We start from the raw sequence: 18,918 nt of genomic DNA, 5'->3' as shown, positions 1-18,918 counted from the left end.
AACGAGAAAAGCCAGACTCTACCCCCAGGGAAGCTGAGAACCCACTCATTCGCAGCGTTTCACCAGTATCGGCCTCGTCTTTTCGAGGTGCATCTTTATCGTTTCCTTGTACTCCTTCAGGCGGTCCATCCTGAGCATGTGCGTGCCCGGGTTCTTTTTCATCAGGAGCTTCAGTGCCGCTCTGTGCTCCTCCGGAATTTCCACCAGCGCCGATGGTTCCGACATGAGCCTGCCGGTCATTTCGTAGATTCTGCCGGCCAGACTCATGTTTGCCGCGATGACATTGAATACCGACTTCTCCGATAGCTCCCCCTTCCCGTGCGCCTCTGCCAGGTGCTCCGCGGCTTCGTAGAGTTCCTTCGCGTACTCCTCTATGAGCTTCCTGTGCTGCTCGGGAGCCTCTTCCAGCGACACCGGGCGTATGCCTTCCTTTCCCCAGACGGTGAATATGTGCTCCGCCGCCAGCTTCTTCGCCAGCGCCATGTTCCTTATCTTCTTGATATACTCCACGGGCACTCCGCCCAGGTTCCTGTACACTTCGTGGTCCATTGCGTTCAGGGCCTCTTCGAAGTACCTGACCGTTGCCGCCTTTATCATTTCTTCCGGTACTCCCTTCGCCCTCAGCTCCTTCTCTACCTCTTTCTGCACCTGCTTGAACTTCGCCGCCTCTATCTTCTTCCCGCTGATCTCCGCCAAGAACTGCCTGAATTCTTCAAGTTCCGGCTCTATGTCGATGCCTGCCTGCTTGAGGATGTGAACGGGATTTTGTACATCGTAGTCTAGCGCGTCCCTTAGAATCATTGCGTGTTCTTTGCTATTGTCTGGGAGAAGTTTATCCACGATTTTAAATGCCTTTGGGAGGCCCTGTTTCAGCTGCTCTCTTAGTTTCTCCCTCACTATTGGGATGTGGTTAAATTCTACCATTGTAATTATGTAATCTATTATCTTGTCCTGCTCTTTCTTCGCGTCCTCGTACGTCCTTCCCATTTGTCCGTAGAACACGTTCAGCGCATCGCTAACTGCCTTTCCTATTGTGCTCGTCTCCGCTGAACTGTGGTGGGAGAGTATCAGTGCGATAAACGGGTGAAGAAGGACGAACTTGACTGCCCGCGGATCATTAACCTCCATTGCTTTTTTGCGCCACTTTGCGTCTAGGATTGAGGATATATATATTGTTTCCTCGGTCTATGGACCCTGTTATCTTCATGACGTGCTCCAGATCTTTTTCCGGATGTGCGTGGCGTACAAGCCTCGGGAGGCCCGCATTAAATACATATATGTTAGCAAGTTCATCTATGGTGTCAGCAGGTACTCCAAACCTTTCTTCTGCTTCCTTCAGGATTTCCTTGTAGCTCTTTCCCTTTTTCTTTTCTTTCTTCCCTCCGAAGATGAACATCCCTGCCAACGGTAGAAGCGACAAGGACACCACCCCCTCAAACTTCGCCTTCATGTGAGATAAGGCTTTCCCCTCCGAGGAGCCACTTCGCGAGGGGGACAAGCTCAATCCGCCCGCTCATGCCGTAGAGTGAGACCTCCTCCACGCCCTCCTCCTCAAGCGTTATTACCTTCAGGTTCTCGCAGCCGAGCCTTTTGGCAGCGTGAAGCAAAGCTAAAAACTCCCTCTTCCTCGTCCTCTCATCGTCGAGCCCGAGGCTGACCTGAATCAGCTCCTTAACTTTTCCGTTCTCCGAGACGACGAAGTCGACCTCCCTGCCCGCTTCGTCCTTCCAGTAGGTCACCTCAACGCCCGGCCTTAGGGAGTACCTCCTCATCAGCTCAAGGAAAACGGTGTTTTCAACGTCCCTCGCCAAATCCTTCTCCCCGAAGAGGGCCAAGCCCGTATCAATCAGGTAGAGCTTCCTCGGGGCAACGATTCTTCCCTTGGGCGAGCGCCCGTACTTCCTCACGAGGAAGAGCGCGAAGGCCTCCTCAAGGTAGGCGAAGTAGTTGGCTATCGTCCTCTTCGTCACCTTCAGCCTGCCCTTGAAGAGCCGGTAGAGGGAGTCGAAGGAGACGTACTTTGAGTACGCCCTGAGGGAGAAGTAGAGCATCTCGTTGAGGAGATGGACGTTCTTAACGCGGTGTCTCTCGAGGACGTCCTTCTTTATGAGAACGTCGAGGTAGTCCTTCAGGATGAGCTCCCTCACGTCTTCCGGGGCGAGGGCGACCTCTGGATATGCCCCAAAGTGAAGGTACTCTTCCAAAAGGCGGTTTATCTTTGGTGTGTTCCTGTAGAACTCTCTTCCCCGGTACTCGACCTCCTTAAAGCGCAGGAACTCCCTGAAGGAGAGCGGGAAGAGAGTGTATGTGAGCGAGCGGCCCCTCAAGTGCGTCGCCACCTCGCGGGAGAGGAGCTTTGAGGACGAGCCCGTAACGTATACGGTGTAGCCTTCGTCGAGGAGATAGCGGACGATTCTCTCCCAGTCCGGAACGGCCTGAACCTCGTCGAGCATAACGACCGGCTTCTCTATCTCAGGATAGAGCTCGTGGTAGGCGTCGAGAACGTCTATGAAGTCTCTCGGGATCATCGGGTGAAAGACTGGATGCTCAAAGTCAACGTAGAGGTACCTCTCGGGAGCGTTTCGGTCAATAAGGGAGAAGAGATAATAGGTCTTCCCAGCTCTCCTCGGGCCGATTATGACCGTTGCCCTTCCGGGAAGCGTTTTTACCATCAGCTCCCTTGGGATTATCCCTTTAAAGTCCCTCTCGTGGAAGTTAAGGATGTACCTTTTGACGAGGGTCTTGTCCGGCATATGAGAAATTTAGGGTTCCACTTTTTTAGGTTTTTGGTACCTAAACTTTCTTTCTGGGGGAACTTTGCATCTTCAAAGTCCTTCAAATTTCCCATGCTCCTTGTCCGTCGGGGCGTAGATGTAACGAACCGTTAGAGGTGTCCACTCAAGCGTTTTTCACTCGGTATTGCCGCCTACAAATTTGCTAATCGTAATTAGTGTTCAGGTTTTGGTTACAGGTTGAGCTTCCTCCTTACCTCCTCCGCGCTCAGCCTGACCAGTAGATCCTTCTCCCTGCTCGTCTCTCCCCTAACGAGTTCAACCTCCGCGCCGAGGAGCTTCGAGAGGAACTTAACCAGCTCTTTGTTTGCCTTTCCGCCAACGGGCGGGGCCTTCACCCTGACCTTCAATCTTCCACGCCACTCGTCGATTCCCTCGATCTCGTTCTTCTTCGCCTTCGGCTGGACGTAAACGAAGAGGAGCGTTCCGTCTTTCGTCTCCTTCAGGAACTTCATCCCACCACCCGGGATCGGTAGGCCAAAGCCCTTTAAACCCGTTTCCCAAGCAACTCCCATGAGGACCTTCATAATCAAAGCCAACGAGGCCCACACGAGGGCGGACTTCAAGCTGAGCGATCTGCCGGGGACGAGCGGCAGGATAGACGTTCTCTGCAGGTTCCTTAACTCCGCATTCCTGCTCTCGCACGGCTTCAGGAAAAACGTGCGCGTCTGGCTCCTCCTCTACGGCCCGCCAGACCCTCCAAAGGCGATACGCTTCGAGGGGCAAAAGCTCAAAGTCCGCCTCAACCCCGACGAGAGGAGCACGGCGAAGCTCATAATGAAGGCCCTCAAGGCCGGCGAGGGGCTGAGGGAACCTGGAAAGGAGATCGAGGTTTATCCGGGTTTATACATCAGCAACAAAACTTTTGAGGACGTTATCAGGCTGACGCTCAAGAACTCAAAGCTCTACTACCTCCACGAGGAGGGGAAGCCAGCAACTGAGGCTGACTTCTCCGGTAACGTGGCCTTCGTCCTCGGCGACCACAGGGGGCTGAGCAAAGAGGACGAGGCCTTCCTCGATGGGATAGCGGAGAGGGTGAGCGTTGGGAGGAAGAGCTATCTGGCTTCCCACGTCGTCGCCTACATCAACATACTCCTCGACTCCCTTCCGAACCCGCCCTAGTATTTCCACACGATTTCGGGCGGAAACTCTCCACGCCTGGCTTTCTCCACTATCCTCCTCGCGACGGAGTAGGCGAAGTCGAAGGTTTCTTTGTCGATCAGCCCGTAGTTGAGGGCCATCTCAAGCTCGTCCTCGTCGAGGAGATAAGCCCTTCCATCGGGGAAGATGAATACGTCGAGGAAGAGGTCGAGCATCTCCAAGGTGTTCCCCTCGCGCTTCGTGTAAGCTAAGACATCGACGTAAAGCCCCCTGAAGTTGCCCCGTTCGTCGTAGACTTTCAGAACGTCGTAGTTCTCCCCGACGAAGGCGAAGTAGAGCATGGTGTAGCCGTTTCTGATAACTTCCACGCCGTTCACCCTCAGCGGGGCGAGCATTCCCTCAAAGCGAGCCTTGGCAACGAGCACGTTGCCCAAATCTGCCACAACCTCGTCGTCCCGCTCAAGAACCCTGTTGGGAATCCTCCGGTAGATGAGGTGAATCTTCTTCATGGTTATCGGTTGGTGGCAGGGCTAAAGGCTTTTACGGAGGAAAGAGTAGTTGAGACCATGAGGTGGCTGGTTCCCCTGCTCGTGCTGCTGGTCCTGTCCGCCGGTTGCATAACCGGTGGGGGTGGGAAGATGGAAGCCAAGACCCTCGAAGTTGGATCCGTCTTCCACGACGGAGGCTTCATACCGAGGGAGTACACCTGCGATGGCGACGACACGAACCCGCCGATCTATGTCGGCAAAATTCCAGAGGGGACGAAGTCCCTCGTCGTTATAGTGGACGATCTCGACGCGCCGGGAGGAACGTTCACCCACTGGATAGCCTGGAACATCCCGCCGCTCGGGGAGATCCCGTCGTGGATACCCAAGAAGGGGGAAACCGACGAGCCGATCCACATCGTCCAGGGAAGGAACGACTTCGGGAGGATCGGCTACAACGGGCCCTGTCCACCGCCGGGCAAGGCGCACCACTATCACTTCAAGGTCTACGCCCTCGACACGGAGCTCAGCCTCAAGCCCGGTTCTTCGAGGGGAGACCTTGAGAGGGAGATGAAGGGTCACGTCCTGGCCTGGGGTGAGGTTGTCGGCCTCTACCGGCGGGGATGAGCCGAGTGGGACAAAGTTTATATCGATTTTTTCGCTCATTTTTCGTGGTGATGCTATGAGGAAGGTCGCGTTTTTGGTCGTGCTCCTCCTTATTGGAGCCATCTTCGGATTGAGCGGGGTGAGGACAACCACCGCAGCCTCCACCGTCAGCTACGCGTACAGCACCGCCCTCGTGGAGCCGGCGCCCGGTGCACCGGCCATAGCGACACCTGGATCGGAGATAACCCTCGTTCCGAAGGCGGGAGTGAACATAACCAAGGTCGAGATAGTCTCCATCCTTCACGGCCCCTACGAGCTCGAGACCTTCATGAACGGCGGCGTCATAACGGCCAAGATCCCAGAAGACGTCGTACCCGATGACTACTTCCTGATCGTCCACACACCTTCAGGTGAAACCGTAATTCCGAACGGCGTCTACGTCTTCAAGGAGTACCCGGCGGTTCTCAACATAGCCCAGGTCAGCGACACCCACATAACCAGCGGTTCGAAGATAGGCTACGTCTGCGGTGACTTCTTCCAGAGGGACATCTTCAAGCTCGAGAAGAACTGCTCCAACGTCATACCCCTTCACAGTGCAGTTGCCACCGACAGCGCCTACACCTACTGGACGATGAACCCCAACGCAACGCTCATAATCAACACGGGTGACGACGTTGATACTGCCGGTGACTACGCCGGCTATCAGATAATGCTCGACATACTGGAGAGGACCTCAGCCGGCGGAAGGCTCGTCATCAACATCAAGGGCAACCACGACGATCCGCCGACGGTTTTCACGAAGCTCATCGGCCCGAGGTACTTCTACAGGATAATAGGGAAGTTCCTCATAATCGGCCTTGACAGCAGGGGCGACGAGGGTCATCCCGACATGGCCCAGCTCGAGTGGATGGAGAAGGTCCTCGAGGAGCACCCGGACAAGGTTCCGATAGTGCTCGTCCACCACCCGTTCTGGTACAGCGCGTCCCTAGGCAAGAAGGGAGGCTACATCAACGGAACCGCCTTCGACAACGAGTCCTGGGCCGAGATAGCGCCTCACGTCAGCTGGTACTGGATAGGCGGGCCGGAGCACACGAGCGAGGACATAGCCAGGCGCTTCCTCCAGGACGTCGAGAAGTACAACATAGCGCTCGTCCTGAGCGGCCACATCCACCACGACAAGACGGTCATCTTCATCGACAAGGAGGGCAGGAAGCACTGGTTCGCCACGCTGACCTCAACCGGTGCCCCCGACAAGGAAACCAACCCGCCGAGCAGGCCCGGAAGGAGCCCGACCTGGTACGGTTCGAACCTCATAACGATTTACGAAAACGGAACCGTCGAGATGAAGCCCGTCGAGGAGATGTTCGGAACCGTCTTCGGGGACTTCGCATCCCTCCCTGTTCCCCAGAAGTTCATAGTCTTCAGGCACGAGGGAAGCGACGGAACCGCGATCAAGTTCATAAACGAGTACAAGCCGATTACCGGACCCCTGACGGTGGTTGTCCCCGAGGGGGCCAAGGTCGATCCCAACGCCACCAACATCACCTACAAGGTGCTCGGCGAGAGAACCATCGGTGACAAGCACTACATGCTCCTCAACGTCACGGTCCCGCTCGGAACCTGGCAGCTCGTCGTTGACCTCGAGAAGGACACCAAGGCCCCGGACCTCTCGATAGCCTACACCCTCCCGAGCAAGCCCGTGCCGGGCAAGGTCATAAAGCTCTACGTCAGCGCCTCCGACAACATCGGCATCCGCGACCTCTACGCCGAGATCTACGACGAGAAGAGCGGAAAGCTCTTCGCCTACGGAAACACCACCCGCTTCCCGGCCGAGCCCGCCAGCGGAAAGCCCACGAACAAGTACTTCCTCTTCCAGATCCCGCCGCTCGAGAAGTCGAACTACGAGATCAGGGTCACGGCCGTTGACTTCTACGGAAACAAGGTCACCAAGACCCTCAAGCTGAACTTCGCACCCCAGACGACGACCACAACTACTACAACCACCACAACAACCACAACCAGCCCGACCACGACGACAACATCAACAACTACAACAACTACCACAACCACCACTTCGAGCACCACTACGACTACCACAACCATTACCACCACAACGACGACAAGCACAACCACTACGACCACTACCACCACAACGACTACCACGACCAGCACCACTACACCAGCTCCAACAACCACGAGCACCACCAAGAAGGGCACGATACTCTGCGGTCCGGCCGCCATAGTCGGCCTCGCAATAATCCCGCTCCTCCTCAGGAGGAGAAAGTGACCCCTTCTCTCCCTTAACTTTTTAAACACCCCCGGCTCAATGACCCACATAACGGTCGGGGGTTTTGCCATGACGAAGTTCATCTTTGTTACGGGTGGTGTCGTTAGCGGTCTCGGGAAGGGAATCACCAGCGCTTCTCTCGGCATGCTCATGAAGGCAAGGGGCTTTAGAACGACGAACATCAAGATCGACCCCTACCTCAACTACGACGCCGGAACCATGAACCCCTACCAGCACGGCGAGGTTTTCGTCCTCGACGACGGCGGTGAGGTTGACCTCGACCTCGGCAACTACGAGCGCTTTCTCGACACGAGCCTGAGCTTCGACCACAACATAACCACGGGGAAGGTCTACTCGGCCGTCATCGAGAAGGAGCGGAAGGGCGAATACCTCGGCGCGACGGTTCAGGTGATTCCGCACATCACCAACGAGATAAAGGAGCGCATAAGGAGAATAGCGAGGGACTACGACGTCGTTATCGTTGAAATCGGCGGAACCGTTGGAGACATCGAGGGAATGCCCTTCCTCGAGGCAGCCAGACAGATGCAGCTTGAGGAAGGAAGAGAAAACGTCGCCTTCGTCCACGTTACGTATGTCCCCAAGCTCAAGGTGGTCGGCGAGCAGAAAACAAAGCCCACTCAGCACAGCGTTAAAGAGCTCCGTTCCCTCGGAATCCAGCCCGACGCGATAGTGGCTCGCTCCGAGGAGCCCCTTGAGGAAAGCGCGAGGAGGAAGATAAGCCTCTTCACCAACGTCCCCGAGGAGGCAGTAATTAGTGCCTACGACGTCGAGGACACCTACGAAGTGCCTTTAATGCTCGAAAAGGAGGGGCTCGCGAGGTACCTCGTGAAGAGGCTCGGCCTTCCAGAGGGGGAGCCGGACCTCGAGAAGTGGCGCGAGATGGTGGAGAAGTACAAGGGCCTCGATAAGGAGGTCGAGATTGCAATAGTTGGGAAGTACGTCAAGCTATCTGACTCCTACCTCAGCATTAAGGAAGCCCTGAAGCACTCGAGCGTCGCCAACGACGTCAAGGTCAAAATCAGGTGGATAGAGGCCGAGGACGTCGAGAGGGAAGGTGTTAAGCTCCTTGAGGGCGTTGACGGGGTAATTGTCCCAGGTGGCTTTGGCGCTCGTGGAAGCGAGGGCAAGATGATGGCGATACGCTACGCGAGGGAGAACGACGTTCCTTTCCTCGGAATCTGCTTCGGCTTCCAGCTGACGGTTGTTGAGTTCGCGAGGAACGTCCTCGGGCTCAAGGGGGCGCACTCGACGGAGATAGACCCGGGGACGCCGTATCCGGTCGTTGACCTGATGCCGGAGCAGAGGGACCTCGACAGGCTCGGCGGGACGATGAGGCTCGGAGCTTATCCGGTTCACATAAAGCCGAACACCCTCGCAAAGAGGCTCTACGGTAGGGAGATAGTCTACGAGAGGCACAGGCATCGCTGGGAGGTCAACCCCGACTACATCGAGAAGTTTGAGGAGGCGGGCCTCGTCTTCAGCGGTATAGCTGGAGATGACGAGAGGAGGATGGAGATACTTGAGCTGCCGGGGCACAGCTACTTCATAGCGACCCAGTTCCACCCGGAGTTCAAGTCGAGACCCATGAACCCGGCGCCGGTCTTTAAGGGCCTTGTCGAGGCCGCGAAGAAGAGGAAGTACGGGGAGTGATCCCCGTTTTCCCTTATCCCCACGTCACGTTTCTGTTGAAGAGGAAGCGGACGACGAAAGACGCTCCTATGCCGAGGAGGTTCGCTATGAGGTAGTTAATGCCGAGGTAGACGAGCGGCGCGTATATCGCCCACTGCACGAGCGCCCCCATCAACGCCGCCACGTGGAAGCTCGCGAGCCTCTTCCACAGAGGGGCTTTTCTGAGGTCCCTGAACGTCCAGAGATCGTTCCACAGGAAGTTGTTCAGTATGGCGAGTTCGGTTGCCGGGACGTTGGCGATTATCTTGTCCATGCCCAGCTCCGAGACGAAGAACCACAGGAACCCCTCGTTTACGAGGATTCCCGAGAGACCAACGACGCTGAACTTCACGAGCCTGTCGAGCTCCCCCGACCAGCGCATCAGGCGGTAGACGTGCTTGAGGTAGGATACGATGGTCTTTCCGCCGAGTTTGCTTTCACCGGCCTTCCTGAGGCCGAACTTGAAGGGCACCTCAACGGCCTTTCGGTAGTTCCCTTTGATCAGTATCTCCATGAGGATCTTGAAGCCGATCGGATTGAGCTCAACGTTCTCGACGACTTCCCTCCGGAGGGCGAAGAAACCGCTCACTGGATCCTTTATTCCCCTGATTCTCGGGAGAGCGAGTCTTCCTATCATTATCGCGCCCCGGGAGATGAGCTTCCTGTACCAGTACCAGTTCTCCACGCCCCCGCCCGGAACGTAGCGGCTCGCTATCGCCACGTCGGCCCCGTTCTCTATGGCCTTAACGAGCTCCGGGATCTTCTCGGGCGGGTGTTGAAGGTCGGCGTCCATAACGACAAACACGTCGCCGCTTGCCTCCTTAAAACCCCTGATTACAGCGGAGGAAAGCCCCTTCTCGTCCGTTCTCCTGATAACCTTGACGGGATACCTTTCAGCCAGCTCCATCGCCCTTTTCCACGTTTCGTCGGGGGAGTCGTCGTCCACGACCACGATCTCGAAGTCGTAGCCTTCCCCCTTCATTGCCCTCGATATCCTCTCGAAGAGCTCCTCAAGGTTGTCCCGCTCGTTGTACGTGGGAATCACTATCGATACCTTTGGTCTCTCGCTTCCCTGCATAACGTTACCCCCAGCCAAGGAACTAAAGCCCGCAAAGTTTATAAGCTTTGCAGGGCCCTTATTCCCCGGGCAGGGGGCCGTAGGGTAGCTTGGCCCATCCTGCGGGCTTTGGGAGCCCGTGACCCGGGTTCAAATCCCGGCGGCCCCACCAGTTTTAGGGTGATCTTATGAAGCTCGCCCTCAGAGTTGCCTACGACGGCACCGCCTTCTACGGCTTTCAGAGACAGCCTGGCGTTAGAACGGTCGAGGGAGAGCTCATCCGCGTTCTGACAAAACTCAGGATCATAGATGGCCCCGAGGAAAACGACTTTAAGGGCGCTTCCCGGACGGACCGTGGTGTCTCGGCGTTCTTCAACGTGGTCTCCTTTATCCCGGGAGAAAGGGCCGATCTGGCGAGGCCAGATGTGCTTAACCACCACCTCCACGATCTCTGGGTTCTCGGCGTTGCCGAGGTTCCCGACGACTTCCACCCGAGGTTCTGGGCGAGGTCGAAGACCTACCGCTATTACCTCATAGACGAAGGCTTTGACGTTCTCAGCATGGCCGAGTGTGCAAAGCTCTTCGAGGGCCTTCACGATTTCTCAGCTTTCGCGAGGCTAGAACCCGGCAGGGATCCGGTCAGGGAGATAACTCACATCGGCATCATCCAGAGACAGGGTTACCACGTGATTGAAATCACTGGAAAAAGCTTCCTCTGGGAGATGGTTCGGAGGATCGTCAACGCGCTCCGCTTCTGCGGGCTCGGTCTTCTTGACGTCGAGGAGGTCGGGGCAATGCTCGAGGGAACTTACAGGAAGAAGGTTCCGCCGGCTCCTCCAGAGAACCTCGTCCTGTGGCACATCGATTACGGGCAAATCGAATTCAAAACCGATGAGAAGGGCCTTGCAAAGGCCAAACGCGACATCTTTAACAGGTACTCAAGGGCTTTGACGAGGGCGGCGCTTTTTGGAGACTGTCTCGTTGAGCTTTGATTCCCTGTCGTAGTACCTTCCGTAGTACTGCTTGAGCGCTTTCTGCCTCTCGATGAAGTGCGTGTAGAGCAGGGGATCGTCGTCGGCGACGTCAACTATAACCGCCCTCATGCCCTTCTTCGGCCTCAGGGCCCTCCCTATGGTCTGTATAGTCATGATGTCGCTCTTTCCTCCCCCTGCTAGGATTATGGCGGAGATCTCCGGGATATCGACCCCCTCCTTGAGGAGAGTTGAGATCAAAACCGGAATCTCGCCGTTCTTGTACGCCTCGAGAACCTCCCAGCGGTTCTGGCTCTGGGAGCTCAGGAACTCCGCCTTGATCCCCTCTTTTTCGAGCATCTCCTTCAGGATTTTGCCGTGCTCTATGCGCTTTACGTCGATGAGGACGCGGTGGCCCTTCCTGACGAGCTCCTTGGCCTTCGCCACTATCGCCCTGTTCCTCTCGTCGTTGTTCATAACGACGTCCTCGTAGAGCTCCTTATAGCGCTCGCTGAAGGACGGCATGCTCGACTCGTAGGTTATCACCTCGAAGCGAGGCTTTGCTAGAAAGCCTTCCCTTATCAGGTCCTCGGCCCTTACCTCGTAGATTATCGGCCCGACGACGGCCTCAATCTTTATCTCCTCCCCGCGAACGCGCCTCCACGGCGTCGCCGAGAGCCCGAAGCGGTAAACCTGCGGGAGGCTTATCCCCAGCTGGTAGAACTTTTCAGCCGCTGAAGTCCTGTGGCACTCGTCGAACATGACTATTGCGTAGTCGTTCTTCAGCTCCTCAACGCCCCTCGAAAGGAGGGTCTGTATCATTGCTACCGTTACGTTCTCCTCGTTCCACTTGTTGTCGCCGACGATTCCGGCTTTGACGCCGAGGAGTTCCTCCACCTTCTCGGCCCACTGGTAAAGGAGCTCCTTCGTGTGGACGACGATGAGCGCTGAAAGGTCGAGCTCGTGGATTATTCTCAGCCCGACGACCGTCTTTCCGCTCCCGACGGGCAAAGCTAAAACGCCCATCTTCTCCTTCAGGGCCTTCCTTACAGCTCTCCCCTGATAGCGCCTCAGCTTGTAGCTCTCGTTCCAGCTTGAGTTGAGCTTGACTCCCCTGATCTTCCTCTCGTCCTTCACGCGGACGCGGTAGCCCTTGCTGTTGAGGAACTTCTTGACCCGCGGGAGCAGGCCCACAGGAAAGGTCTTCTCGTAGGGGTCGTAGAGGCTCTCAGGCTTCTCCCATTTGCCGTAGTCCTTCTTGTAGGTGAGCAGGTCGTAGATCTTGAAATAAACGCTTGGATCCGCCTTTTCGATTTTGACCAGTGCTGAACCGTCCGGGATCCTGAGGACAACCATGGGCATGGCCAATCAAAGCAACTCTGGAAAAAGGCTTTATAGACCTTTTGGAACAACGACCTAAGGTGGTGGCATGCTGGAGGAAATTCTTCGAACCTTCGATGACCTGATCGTCATAAAGGAACCCGTGAGCAAGGAGCTCGGGATAACCAGATACCTCCTCAGGTATCGCGACAGGCCGGTTCTCTTCGAGGACGTTGACGGCTGGAGGGTCGCTGGAAACATATGGAGCACCCGCGAGAGAATAGCCGGGTTTCTGAACACCAAACAAGAGAACCTAATTCACATGCTCGCGGAGGCGATGGAAAATCCCTCACCATACAGAACCGCTGAAAGCGCCCCCTTTCTGAAGAACTCTACAGACGATTTCTCCCTCCTCGAGCTTCCGGTTCCGAAGTACTATCCTAAAGACGGCGGGCCTTACTTCACCTCGGCGATGGTCATCGCAAAGGACGATAGCGGCTTCGTCAACATGTCATTCCACAGAATGATGGTCAGGGACGAGAGAACCGCTGCGATAAGGCTCGTCCCGAGGCACCTCTACGCCATGTGGAAGGACAGGGCCGAGCACGGGGAAGAGCTGGACGTTAGAATCGTCGTGGGAAATCCAATTCACCTTCTCCTGGCCGGAGCTACCAGCACCGCCTACGGAATCAGCGAGCTTGAGATAGCCTCCAAACTCAGCGAGCTCGCCTTCGGGAAGCCGGTTGAGGTCGTCGAGCTGGGAGGGATTCCCGTGCCGGTCGAGAGCGAGTTCGTCTTCGAGGCGAAGATAACTCCGGAGCTTGTCGATGAGGGGCCGTTCGTGGACATAACGGGAACCTACGACTACGTGAGGAAGCAGCCGCTGGTCGTCTTTGAGAGGATGTACCACGTTGATGAGCCTATTTTCCACGCCCTCCTGCCAGGTGGCTACGAGCACTTCATGCTCATGGGCCTTCCAAAGGAGCCTCAAATATACGCGAGCGTCAAGCGCGTGGTTCCAAAGGTTCACGGCGTTCGTCTGACGGAAGGAGGAGCCATGTGGCTCCACGCCGTTGTTTCAATAACCAAACAGCACGACGGCGACGGCAAGAACGCGATTTTAGCGGCCTTCGCCGGCCACCCGAGCCTTAAACACGTGGTTGTCGTTGACGAGGACATAGACATCTACGATGACCGCGACGTGGAGTGGGCGATAGCGACACGCTTCCAGGCAGATAAGGACCTCGTGATAGTCCCCAACGCCCGCGGCAGCTCCCTCGACCCTTCCGCTGAGAAGAGCTTAACCGCCAAGTGGGGCATAGACGCGACGAAACCCCTCGACAGAAAGGAAGAATTCGAGAGGGCTAGGCTTTAGCCCCCTCCGCTTTTCTCACCATCTTGCCCTCCAGCAGGTCTATTATCTCCACCTTCTCGTAGAGGTACCAGAGGACGAGGAAGCTGAGCCCCGTCGAGAGGAACGGGTTGATTAGGTAGAGCGGACTGAGGGCGATGAAGACGGCGTAGCCGAGCAGGAACGCCGAGAGCGAGTAGAGAACCTTACCCGCTCCGAGCCTGTAGGCCGCGTAGAGGCCGGCAACCGCTATCGGAACTTCCCATGGGACGAGTATGAACTTGCCCCAGAGGTGCCAGCCGAGCCTTGGAAAGCCGTACCAAATGCCATCGGGAAGAAAAGGAATTCCTCCTGTAAAGAAGTCCGCGAGCAGGTGCAGGCCGTTGCCCAGAACTCCAAGCGGACCGAAGGGGAGCATGTAGATGAACGAGACGAAGCCGTTGTTGAAGAAGGTCCTCGTGAAGTCGCCGGTGGTGAGGAGCATCTGAATGAAGCTGTAGTCGGGAGCGGAGTTGGCTATGACGAACAGCCCGAGGAGCTTCCTGTTCCAGCCCCTCCAGGCCCCTATGAGGTAGGCAACGAAGATGTGCATCGGGAGTAGCATTCGAACACCTCAGAGCCCTTCGAAATTGAAACCTAAAAAGTTTTCTGAACAAAATTGAGAAGTTGGAAAGGGAACTACTCAACGAGCTTGAGGAAGATCTCCTCGAGGCTTGGAACTCTGACCATGAGCTGGAGGATCTTCGCCCCCTGGCTCCACACTATCTCGTTTATCTGGGGCCTGACGTCTTCGGGGGCCTTTATCTTGTACTTGGTCGGACTGACGCGCTCTATCTCCCAGTTCACGTTCCCGAACTGGACGGGCTTATCTGTTTCGAGGAGTATTAGATAGCCGGCCTTCGCCAGAAACTCCCTCTTTATGTTCTCTATGCTGTCCTCCACGCGGAGCTTGCCCTTGACTATGACCCCGACTGTGTCGCAGACCTCTTCAACGTGGGCTAAAATGTGGCTGGAGAAGAAAACGGTCTTCCCTTCCTTCTTCTGCCTCCTTATTATGTCCTTGAACTCCGCTATGCCCTTTGGATCGAGGCCGGTCATCGGTTCGTCGAGGATCAAAAGTTCCGGGTCGTTTATTAAGGCCTGGGCGAGCAAAAGACGCTGGCGCATTCCCTTTGAAAACCTGCCGACCTTTACGTCCTTTACCTCCCAGAGGTTCAGCATTTCGAGGAGCTCACGGGCCCTTCTCGCTCTCTCGTCCCTTGGGATGCCGAAGGACTCCCCGATTATCTCAAGGGTCTGGAGCGGCGTGAGGAAGTCCCACAGCGTGGCGTGCTCCGGCATGTAACCGATTTTTGCCTTGGCCTTGACGAGCTTGCCCTCGCTGTACCTTCCATCCCTGAAAACCTCCTCCCCAAAGAGCCTTATGACCCCTGCCTGGGGCCTGATCAGGCCGAGGGTGCTCAGTATCGTGGTGCTCTTTCCGGCACCGTTTGGCCCGAGGAAGCCGTAAACCTGACCCTTCTCAACGGTGAGCGTTAGGTTGTCCAGTGCCTTAAGATTGCCGTACATCTTCACGAGGTTTTCTATTTCGAGCATGGGCATCACCTCAGATCCATGCGGAGGAACCTTCCAACCGCGAGCAGGCCGTAGATGATGGTCATCCCGATGAGGATCCCAAGGTTTACGGAGTTCTTCCTGATGGAGTGTGCGATCCCGGCGTACGTTTCGTTGCAGATGCAGCCCATGCTTTCAATCGTTCCGCTAGTCTCGTTTACATTGGTACGGCTGATGTAGTTGTTACACGTGGGCACCTCCTTTGTCTTCCGGGTGACGGTTCCGGTTTCCTTGTTGTACGTCTGGACGTATTCGTAGCATTTCCTTTCGTTCACGTTGTTGAGAACTATGCCCACCTGAGCGTTGGGGTCGAAGAAGAGGTACTTGGTTGCGTAGTCCGAGTAGACCTCCTCGTAATTGTCGGGGGTTGAGTGGCTGAGGGCCATGAAGGTCACGATCGCGGGGGCGATCATTGACACCACGAAGAACAGGACCAGCGCTATACCGAGGGCCGTCGTGGAGGACTTGATGAACGTTGAGAACAGGTAGCCCAGGAAGAGCAGCTGCACCAGGCCTAAGAAGAGGACCATGTTGAGTAGAAACACCTCCCTGACGAGGAGTCCAGTTAGCGGCACCCCGATCGCGACAAAGCCTATCACCGCCGTGCCCGTGGAGAGCATCAGTGCTATGAAAATGACCAATGCCTGGGCCAGCATTTTTCCGATGATGTAGTTCAGCCTCGAGATTGGCTTGCTGAGGGCTATTCTCAGGGTTCCCTTCTCTATCTCGGAGTTGATGGCGGTCGTTCCCATAAGCAGGGCGAGGATCGCGATGAAGAACATCGCCATTCCGCTCAGAAACTGGATCATGTTGCCGATGATGTCCTTGACTTCCATCGCGGAAACGTTGCCGTACCTCTTCATCATGTAGAAGAATGGGACGTAGAGAAGCAGCATTATGCCAAGCGTTGCAATGAACTTCTTGCTCCTCACGCTCTGCTTCAGCTCCAGAATGAATCCCCACATCAAATTCAACACCTCCATGTTCACTTTTCAACTACCGCTCTTAGTATAAAAATCTTTGCCCCGGCATAGTGGCCGGGCGCCGGTTAACCCGGGCTGGAGCGGTTGGCTCTTGAAAAGAAGAAGGCTGCGGCTGCGATGTAAAAGACCGAGAAAACGACCAGGTTTAGAACGTTTGCCCGGCTTTTCTGCTCCCCCAACATGAGAATTGCCTCATTCATCTGCAGCGTCGGCTCGAAGGGAAGGATGTAGGTTATGTACCTCCAGGTTTCCTCCCTGACTATTGCCGGATCCTTGACGAGCTCTCCCATCGGTGCGTACATCAGGGTGAAGATAATCGCGACAGCAAATGGTATGGCTATCAAAAGCATCGAGCCGGCGAATATGCCTACGAGCAGGCGATTTGAGGTGTTTTTGATGATGGCCGAAACAAAGTAGCCGAGGGCCAGGAGCTGAATCACAACCAGGGAGTAGAGCGCCCCAATGATGAGAACCGTCCTGAGCAGACTGTCATCGAGTGGGGCCCCCAGGTGTACGAGGATCAGGAACCCGGTTATGACCGAGACAAACGAGGCCACCGAGAGCACTACCGCATGTCCCGTGAACCTTCCGAGCAGGTAGGCGAGGCGGGATGATATCTCCCACTCGTGTTTCAGGGAGTACAGCCCAACGATTAAGGCAAGGAAAAGGGGAAGGAAGCCGAGAACGTCCCGGCTCTGTGCGGGGACTATGGGGTTTACGGCCGCGTGGATTATTTTGATGACCTCCCCTCGGTCGCCGAGTGGAAGTCTCTTCCCCATGAGGAACACGGAGACGTTGGGTGCCAGAAACACTCCCATCGAGAGAACGACCATCCGTCCGTTCACGCTTTTCTTAAATCCCTCGCCAAAGCTCCGGAGCAAAACCATCACCCCTTAGAGATCCCTGAGCTCCATTATCTTATCTGCCTTTTCCCCGCAGTACCTCCTCAGTCTCTCAATCACCTCACCCTTACCTCCGAGGACGGGCCAGAGAATTGAGTCGATGTGGAGCGGTGGAATTCCGGTTTTCTCCGCGATCCCCTTCCAGAAGCTAACCGGTGGCTCGCCCGTGAAGCGCTTGGTGTAGGCGTTTATCCTCACGTCGTCCGGGATCTCGATGGCCATTGGGTACGGAACGAAAGCTCCAAAGGCAATTCTCCCCGCGTAGCCGAACATCTTCACAGAGAAAACTATCGTTTTCGCGCTCCTTTTAGCGTTCATCACCTTCGCGAGGTCGTCTTTAAGCCGTTCCATGCCATTGAAGTAGTAATCTCTAAGCTCGTCCATCGAGAGAGACTCTAAGAAGGGCTCAACCCTCTCGATTCTTTTGAGCTTTCCGGCAACGAGTCTCTTATTGGTTCTTGAGTTGGGGAGAAACTGGGCGTAGGCCTCCGCCATCTTCTCGGGCGGGTTCTCCGAGAAATACCTTGAGAACTCCCACCACCAGTCCTCACCTTTACCGCTCAGCTGGTAGCTGACGAGGGAGTTAGCTATGACGAGCTTGATGAAAAGCTCGTCATCCTTCAGGTTCTCCCTAAGGTTTTTGAGGGCGTCGAACTGCAAATCAACCTTCTCCTCAATGGTTTTTGCACAGTCGAGGCCGAGCTCCCGGAGTATTTCGACGAGCCGGTTAACTTTCTCATTGTCTTCCCGGTATTTTATCTTCACGAAGCGGTCGAGCGTCATTGCGCCACGCTCCTTATCAACCTTTCCAGAAAGGCGTTCTCGCTCACAATTTCCGCTCCAGCGTTCCTCGGAAGGCCGAGCTCGACCTTTGCCATTATCCCGTGCTCCTTAAGGTGGTCGTTAAGCTCGGCAGAAAGCCTCTGGAACTCCGCCTTCAGGATTAGGCCGTAAACGGTCGGCCCCCAGCTGCTCTGGCCTGCGCCGTAGGTTTTCTTGCTTAACCAGTCAAGTATTAACTTGACGTCCTCCCTGAACTCTCCCCCCTGGAACTCCGCGAAGTGCCTGCCGACGAGCCTCTGTATTACCGAAAGGTGCTCACCGAAGGCCCTGACGTTCCTCTCCTTCAACGCGGGCAGTAAGCCGAGTAAAATGCGGTGGCTTATCTCCATCGCAACGTTAACGTCGCCGAAGTTCCCGCTCATTATCGGCTTTTCCTCCTCTTCATCGAGGCCCGGCTTTACCTCGGGAATCACGAGCAGGAAGGCCCACTCCCCGGGGAACTCCTCGCGGAGTATGAGTGGGGGAACGCCTTCTTTAACCCCGCCATCGAGGACGAAGCCCCCGTGAGCGAAGGCGTAAATCCCTGCCCCGCTGTTCTTCCCCCTTCCGAGAACCTCGGCGAGTCTCTCAACCGAAACGTTCAGGTTGTTTAACTTTGCTATTGCGGTTCCAACGGCCAAGCTCAGCTGGGTAGTCGAGCCGAGGCCGACGTGCCTTGGGATTGCCTTCCGCACCTCGATTAGGTAGCCGGTTCCTGTTCCAAAGGTCGAGTTCATTCTCTCGAGGGCCTTCTTTATCGTCTCAATGTCCTCGCCTTTGGCCTTTACCTCGAGCCGTTCAGCGGGCAGAACCTTTACCTCGTAGCCACCTTCGAGCGCTACCCCGAGGCTCCCGAAGCGCCTTCCGAGCGAGCCCGTTGGGTCTATCAGGCCGAGGTGAAGCCTCTTCGGCGTCCGGATTATCATGCCCATCACCCT

Annotated in this window: 19 protein-coding genes and 1 tRNA gene; 7 read left to right on the top strand and 13 right to left on the bottom strand. The window is 56.0% G+C overall.

What is annotated here, in order from left to right; all coding sequences use genetic code 11:
- Positions 1–45: 45 nt before the first annotated feature.
- The 4 genes from TAM4_RS05140 to TAM4_RS05125 form a co-directional block, all read right to left on the bottom strand.
- On the bottom strand, positions 46–1,128 hold the full coding sequence (locus TAM4_RS05140) for a hypothetical protein (protein ID WP_048150031.1): 1,083 nt from the start codon (positions 1,126–1,128) through the stop codon (positions 46–48).
- On the bottom strand, positions 1,118–1,450 hold the full coding sequence (locus tag TAM4_RS05135) for a hypothetical protein (RefSeq protein WP_048150028.1): 333 nt from the start codon (positions 1,448–1,450) through the stop codon (positions 1,118–1,120). The genes TAM4_RS05140 and TAM4_RS05135 overlap by 11 nt, the downstream gene beginning before the upstream one ends.
- Positions 1,434–2,753: an ATP-binding protein gene (locus tag TAM4_RS05130; RefSeq protein ID WP_014122182.1), complete on the bottom strand. Its 1,320-nt coding sequence runs from the start codon at positions 2,751–2,753 to the stop codon at positions 1,434–1,436. Before TAM4_RS05130 ends, TAM4_RS05135 begins: the two co-directional genes overlap by 17 nt.
- A gap of 212 nt (positions 2,754–2,965) precedes the next feature.
- Positions 2,966–3,247: a DUF167 domain-containing protein gene (locus TAM4_RS05125; RefSeq protein ID WP_014122181.1), complete on the bottom strand. Its 282-nt coding sequence runs from the start codon at positions 3,245–3,247 to the stop codon at positions 2,966–2,968.
- A gap of 58 nt (positions 3,248–3,305) precedes the next feature.
- Here TAM4_RS05125 and trmY point away from each other — a divergent pair, with 58 nt between their 5' ends.
- Complete coding sequence (gene trmY, locus TAM4_RS05120) at positions 3,306–3,914, top strand: tRNA (pseudouridine(54)-N(1))-methyltransferase TrmY (protein WP_014122180.1); 609 nt, start codon at positions 3,306–3,308, stop codon at positions 3,912–3,914.
- Here the strand turns inward: trmY and TAM4_RS05115 are convergent.
- Positions 3,911–4,402 carry a DUF402 domain-containing protein gene (locus tag TAM4_RS05115; protein WP_014122179.1) on the bottom strand — a complete coding sequence of 164 codons (492 nt, stop codon included), beginning with the start codon at positions 4,400–4,402 and terminating at the stop codon, positions 3,911–3,913. The two genes, trmY and TAM4_RS05115, sit on opposite strands and share 4 nt — an antisense overlap.
- 57 nt (positions 4,403–4,459) lie before the next feature.
- On the opposite strand from TAM4_RS05115, the gene TAM4_RS05110 reads away from it, so the two are divergent.
- The 3 genes from TAM4_RS05110 (at position 4,460) to pyrG (ending at position 8,942) form a co-directional block, all read left to right on the top strand.
- Positions 4,460–5,005 carry a YbhB/YbcL family Raf kinase inhibitor-like protein gene (locus TAM4_RS05110; RefSeq protein ID WP_048150926.1) on the top strand — a complete coding sequence of 182 codons (546 nt, stop codon included), beginning with the start codon at positions 4,460–4,462 and terminating at the stop codon, positions 5,003–5,005.
- A 55-nt stretch (positions 5,006–5,060) separates the two neighbouring features.
- Positions 5,061–7,271, top strand: a complete 2,211-nt coding sequence (locus TAM4_RS05105) for a metallophosphoesterase (protein ID WP_014122177.1) — start codon at positions 5,061–5,063, stop codon at positions 7,269–7,271.
- A gap of 69 nt (positions 7,272–7,340) precedes the next feature.
- Complete coding sequence (gene pyrG, locus TAM4_RS05100; RefSeq protein ID WP_014122176.1) at positions 7,341–8,942, top strand: glutamine hydrolyzing CTP synthase; 1,602 nt, start codon at positions 7,341–7,343, stop codon at positions 8,940–8,942.
- Between the two features lie 13 nt (positions 8,943–8,955).
- On the opposite strand, the gene TAM4_RS05095 is transcribed toward pyrG, so the two are convergent.
- Positions 8,956–10,038: a glycosyltransferase family 2 protein gene (locus TAM4_RS05095; RefSeq protein ID WP_014122175.1), complete on the bottom strand. Its 1,083-nt coding sequence runs from the start codon at positions 10,036–10,038 to the stop codon at positions 8,956–8,958.
- 73 nt (positions 10,039–10,111) lie between these two features.
- Between TAM4_RS05095 and TAM4_RS05090 the strand changes: the two genes are divergently transcribed.
- A tRNA-Pro gene (locus TAM4_RS05090) sits at positions 10,112–10,189 on the top strand.
- 16 nt (positions 10,190–10,205) lie between these two features.
- A complete protein-coding gene (gene truA / locus TAM4_RS05085) occupies positions 10,206–11,009 on the top strand; it encodes a tRNA pseudouridine(38-40) synthase TruA (protein ID WP_048150022.1) in 804 nt (267 codons plus the stop codon).
- Here truA and TAM4_RS05080 read toward each other — a convergent pair.
- A complete protein-coding gene (locus TAM4_RS05080; protein WP_014122174.1) occupies positions 10,956–12,344 on the bottom strand; it encodes a DEAD/DEAH box helicase in 1,389 nt (462 codons plus the stop codon). The genes truA and TAM4_RS05080 overlap by 54 nt on opposite strands.
- Before the next feature lie 73 nt (positions 12,345–12,417).
- On the opposite strand from TAM4_RS05080, the gene TAM4_RS05075 reads away from it, so the two are divergent.
- Positions 12,418–13,683 (top strand): UbiD family decarboxylase, encoded by a 1,266-nt coding sequence (locus tag TAM4_RS05075; RefSeq protein WP_014122173.1) that lies wholly within the window; start codon positions 12,418–12,420, stop codon positions 13,681–13,683.
- Here TAM4_RS05075 and TAM4_RS05070 read toward each other — a convergent pair.
- From TAM4_RS05070 to TAM4_RS05045, 6 genes are all read right to left on the bottom strand, one after another.
- Positions 13,673–14,263 (bottom strand): hypothetical protein, encoded by a 591-nt coding sequence (locus tag TAM4_RS05070; protein ID WP_014122172.1) that lies wholly within the window; start codon positions 14,261–14,263, stop codon positions 13,673–13,675. The two genes, TAM4_RS05075 and TAM4_RS05070, sit on opposite strands and share 11 nt — an antisense overlap.
- 74 nt (positions 14,264–14,337) lie before the next feature.
- Positions 14,338–15,255: an ABC transporter ATP-binding protein gene (locus TAM4_RS05065; protein WP_014122171.1), complete on the bottom strand. Its 918-nt coding sequence runs from the start codon at positions 15,253–15,255 to the stop codon at positions 14,338–14,340.
- Between the two features lie 5 nt (positions 15,256–15,260).
- Positions 15,261–16,238 carry an ABC transporter permease gene (locus TAM4_RS05060; RefSeq protein ID WP_014122170.1) on the bottom strand — a complete coding sequence of 326 codons (978 nt, stop codon included), beginning with the start codon at positions 16,236–16,238 and terminating at the stop codon, positions 15,261–15,263.
- Between the two features lie 83 nt (positions 16,239–16,321).
- Positions 16,322–17,143: an ABC transporter permease subunit gene (locus TAM4_RS05055; protein WP_083820412.1), complete on the bottom strand. Its 822-nt coding sequence runs from the start codon at positions 17,141–17,143 to the stop codon at positions 16,322–16,324.
- Positions 17,144–17,149: 6 nt separating this feature from the next.
- A complete protein-coding gene (locus TAM4_RS05050; protein ID WP_014122168.1) occupies positions 17,150–17,941 on the bottom strand; it encodes an N-glycosylase/DNA lyase in 792 nt (263 codons plus the stop codon).
- Positions 17,938–18,906 carry a beta-ribofuranosylaminobenzene 5'-phosphate synthase family protein gene (locus tag TAM4_RS05045; protein WP_014122167.1) on the bottom strand — a complete coding sequence of 323 codons (969 nt, stop codon included), beginning with the start codon at positions 18,904–18,906 and terminating at the stop codon, positions 17,938–17,940. Before TAM4_RS05045 ends, TAM4_RS05050 begins: the two co-directional genes overlap by 4 nt.
- Positions 18,907–18,918 lie beyond the last annotated feature (12 nt).

The sequence above is a fragment of the Thermococcus sp. AM4 genome (assembly GCF_000151205.2).
In the GTDB taxonomy this organism is placed as follows: Archaea; Methanobacteriota_B; Thermococci; order Thermococcales; family Thermococcaceae; genus Thermococcus.
The sequence above is the reverse complement of the archived record's forward strand: the minus strand, read 5'-3'. Positions and strand labels throughout refer to the sequence as shown.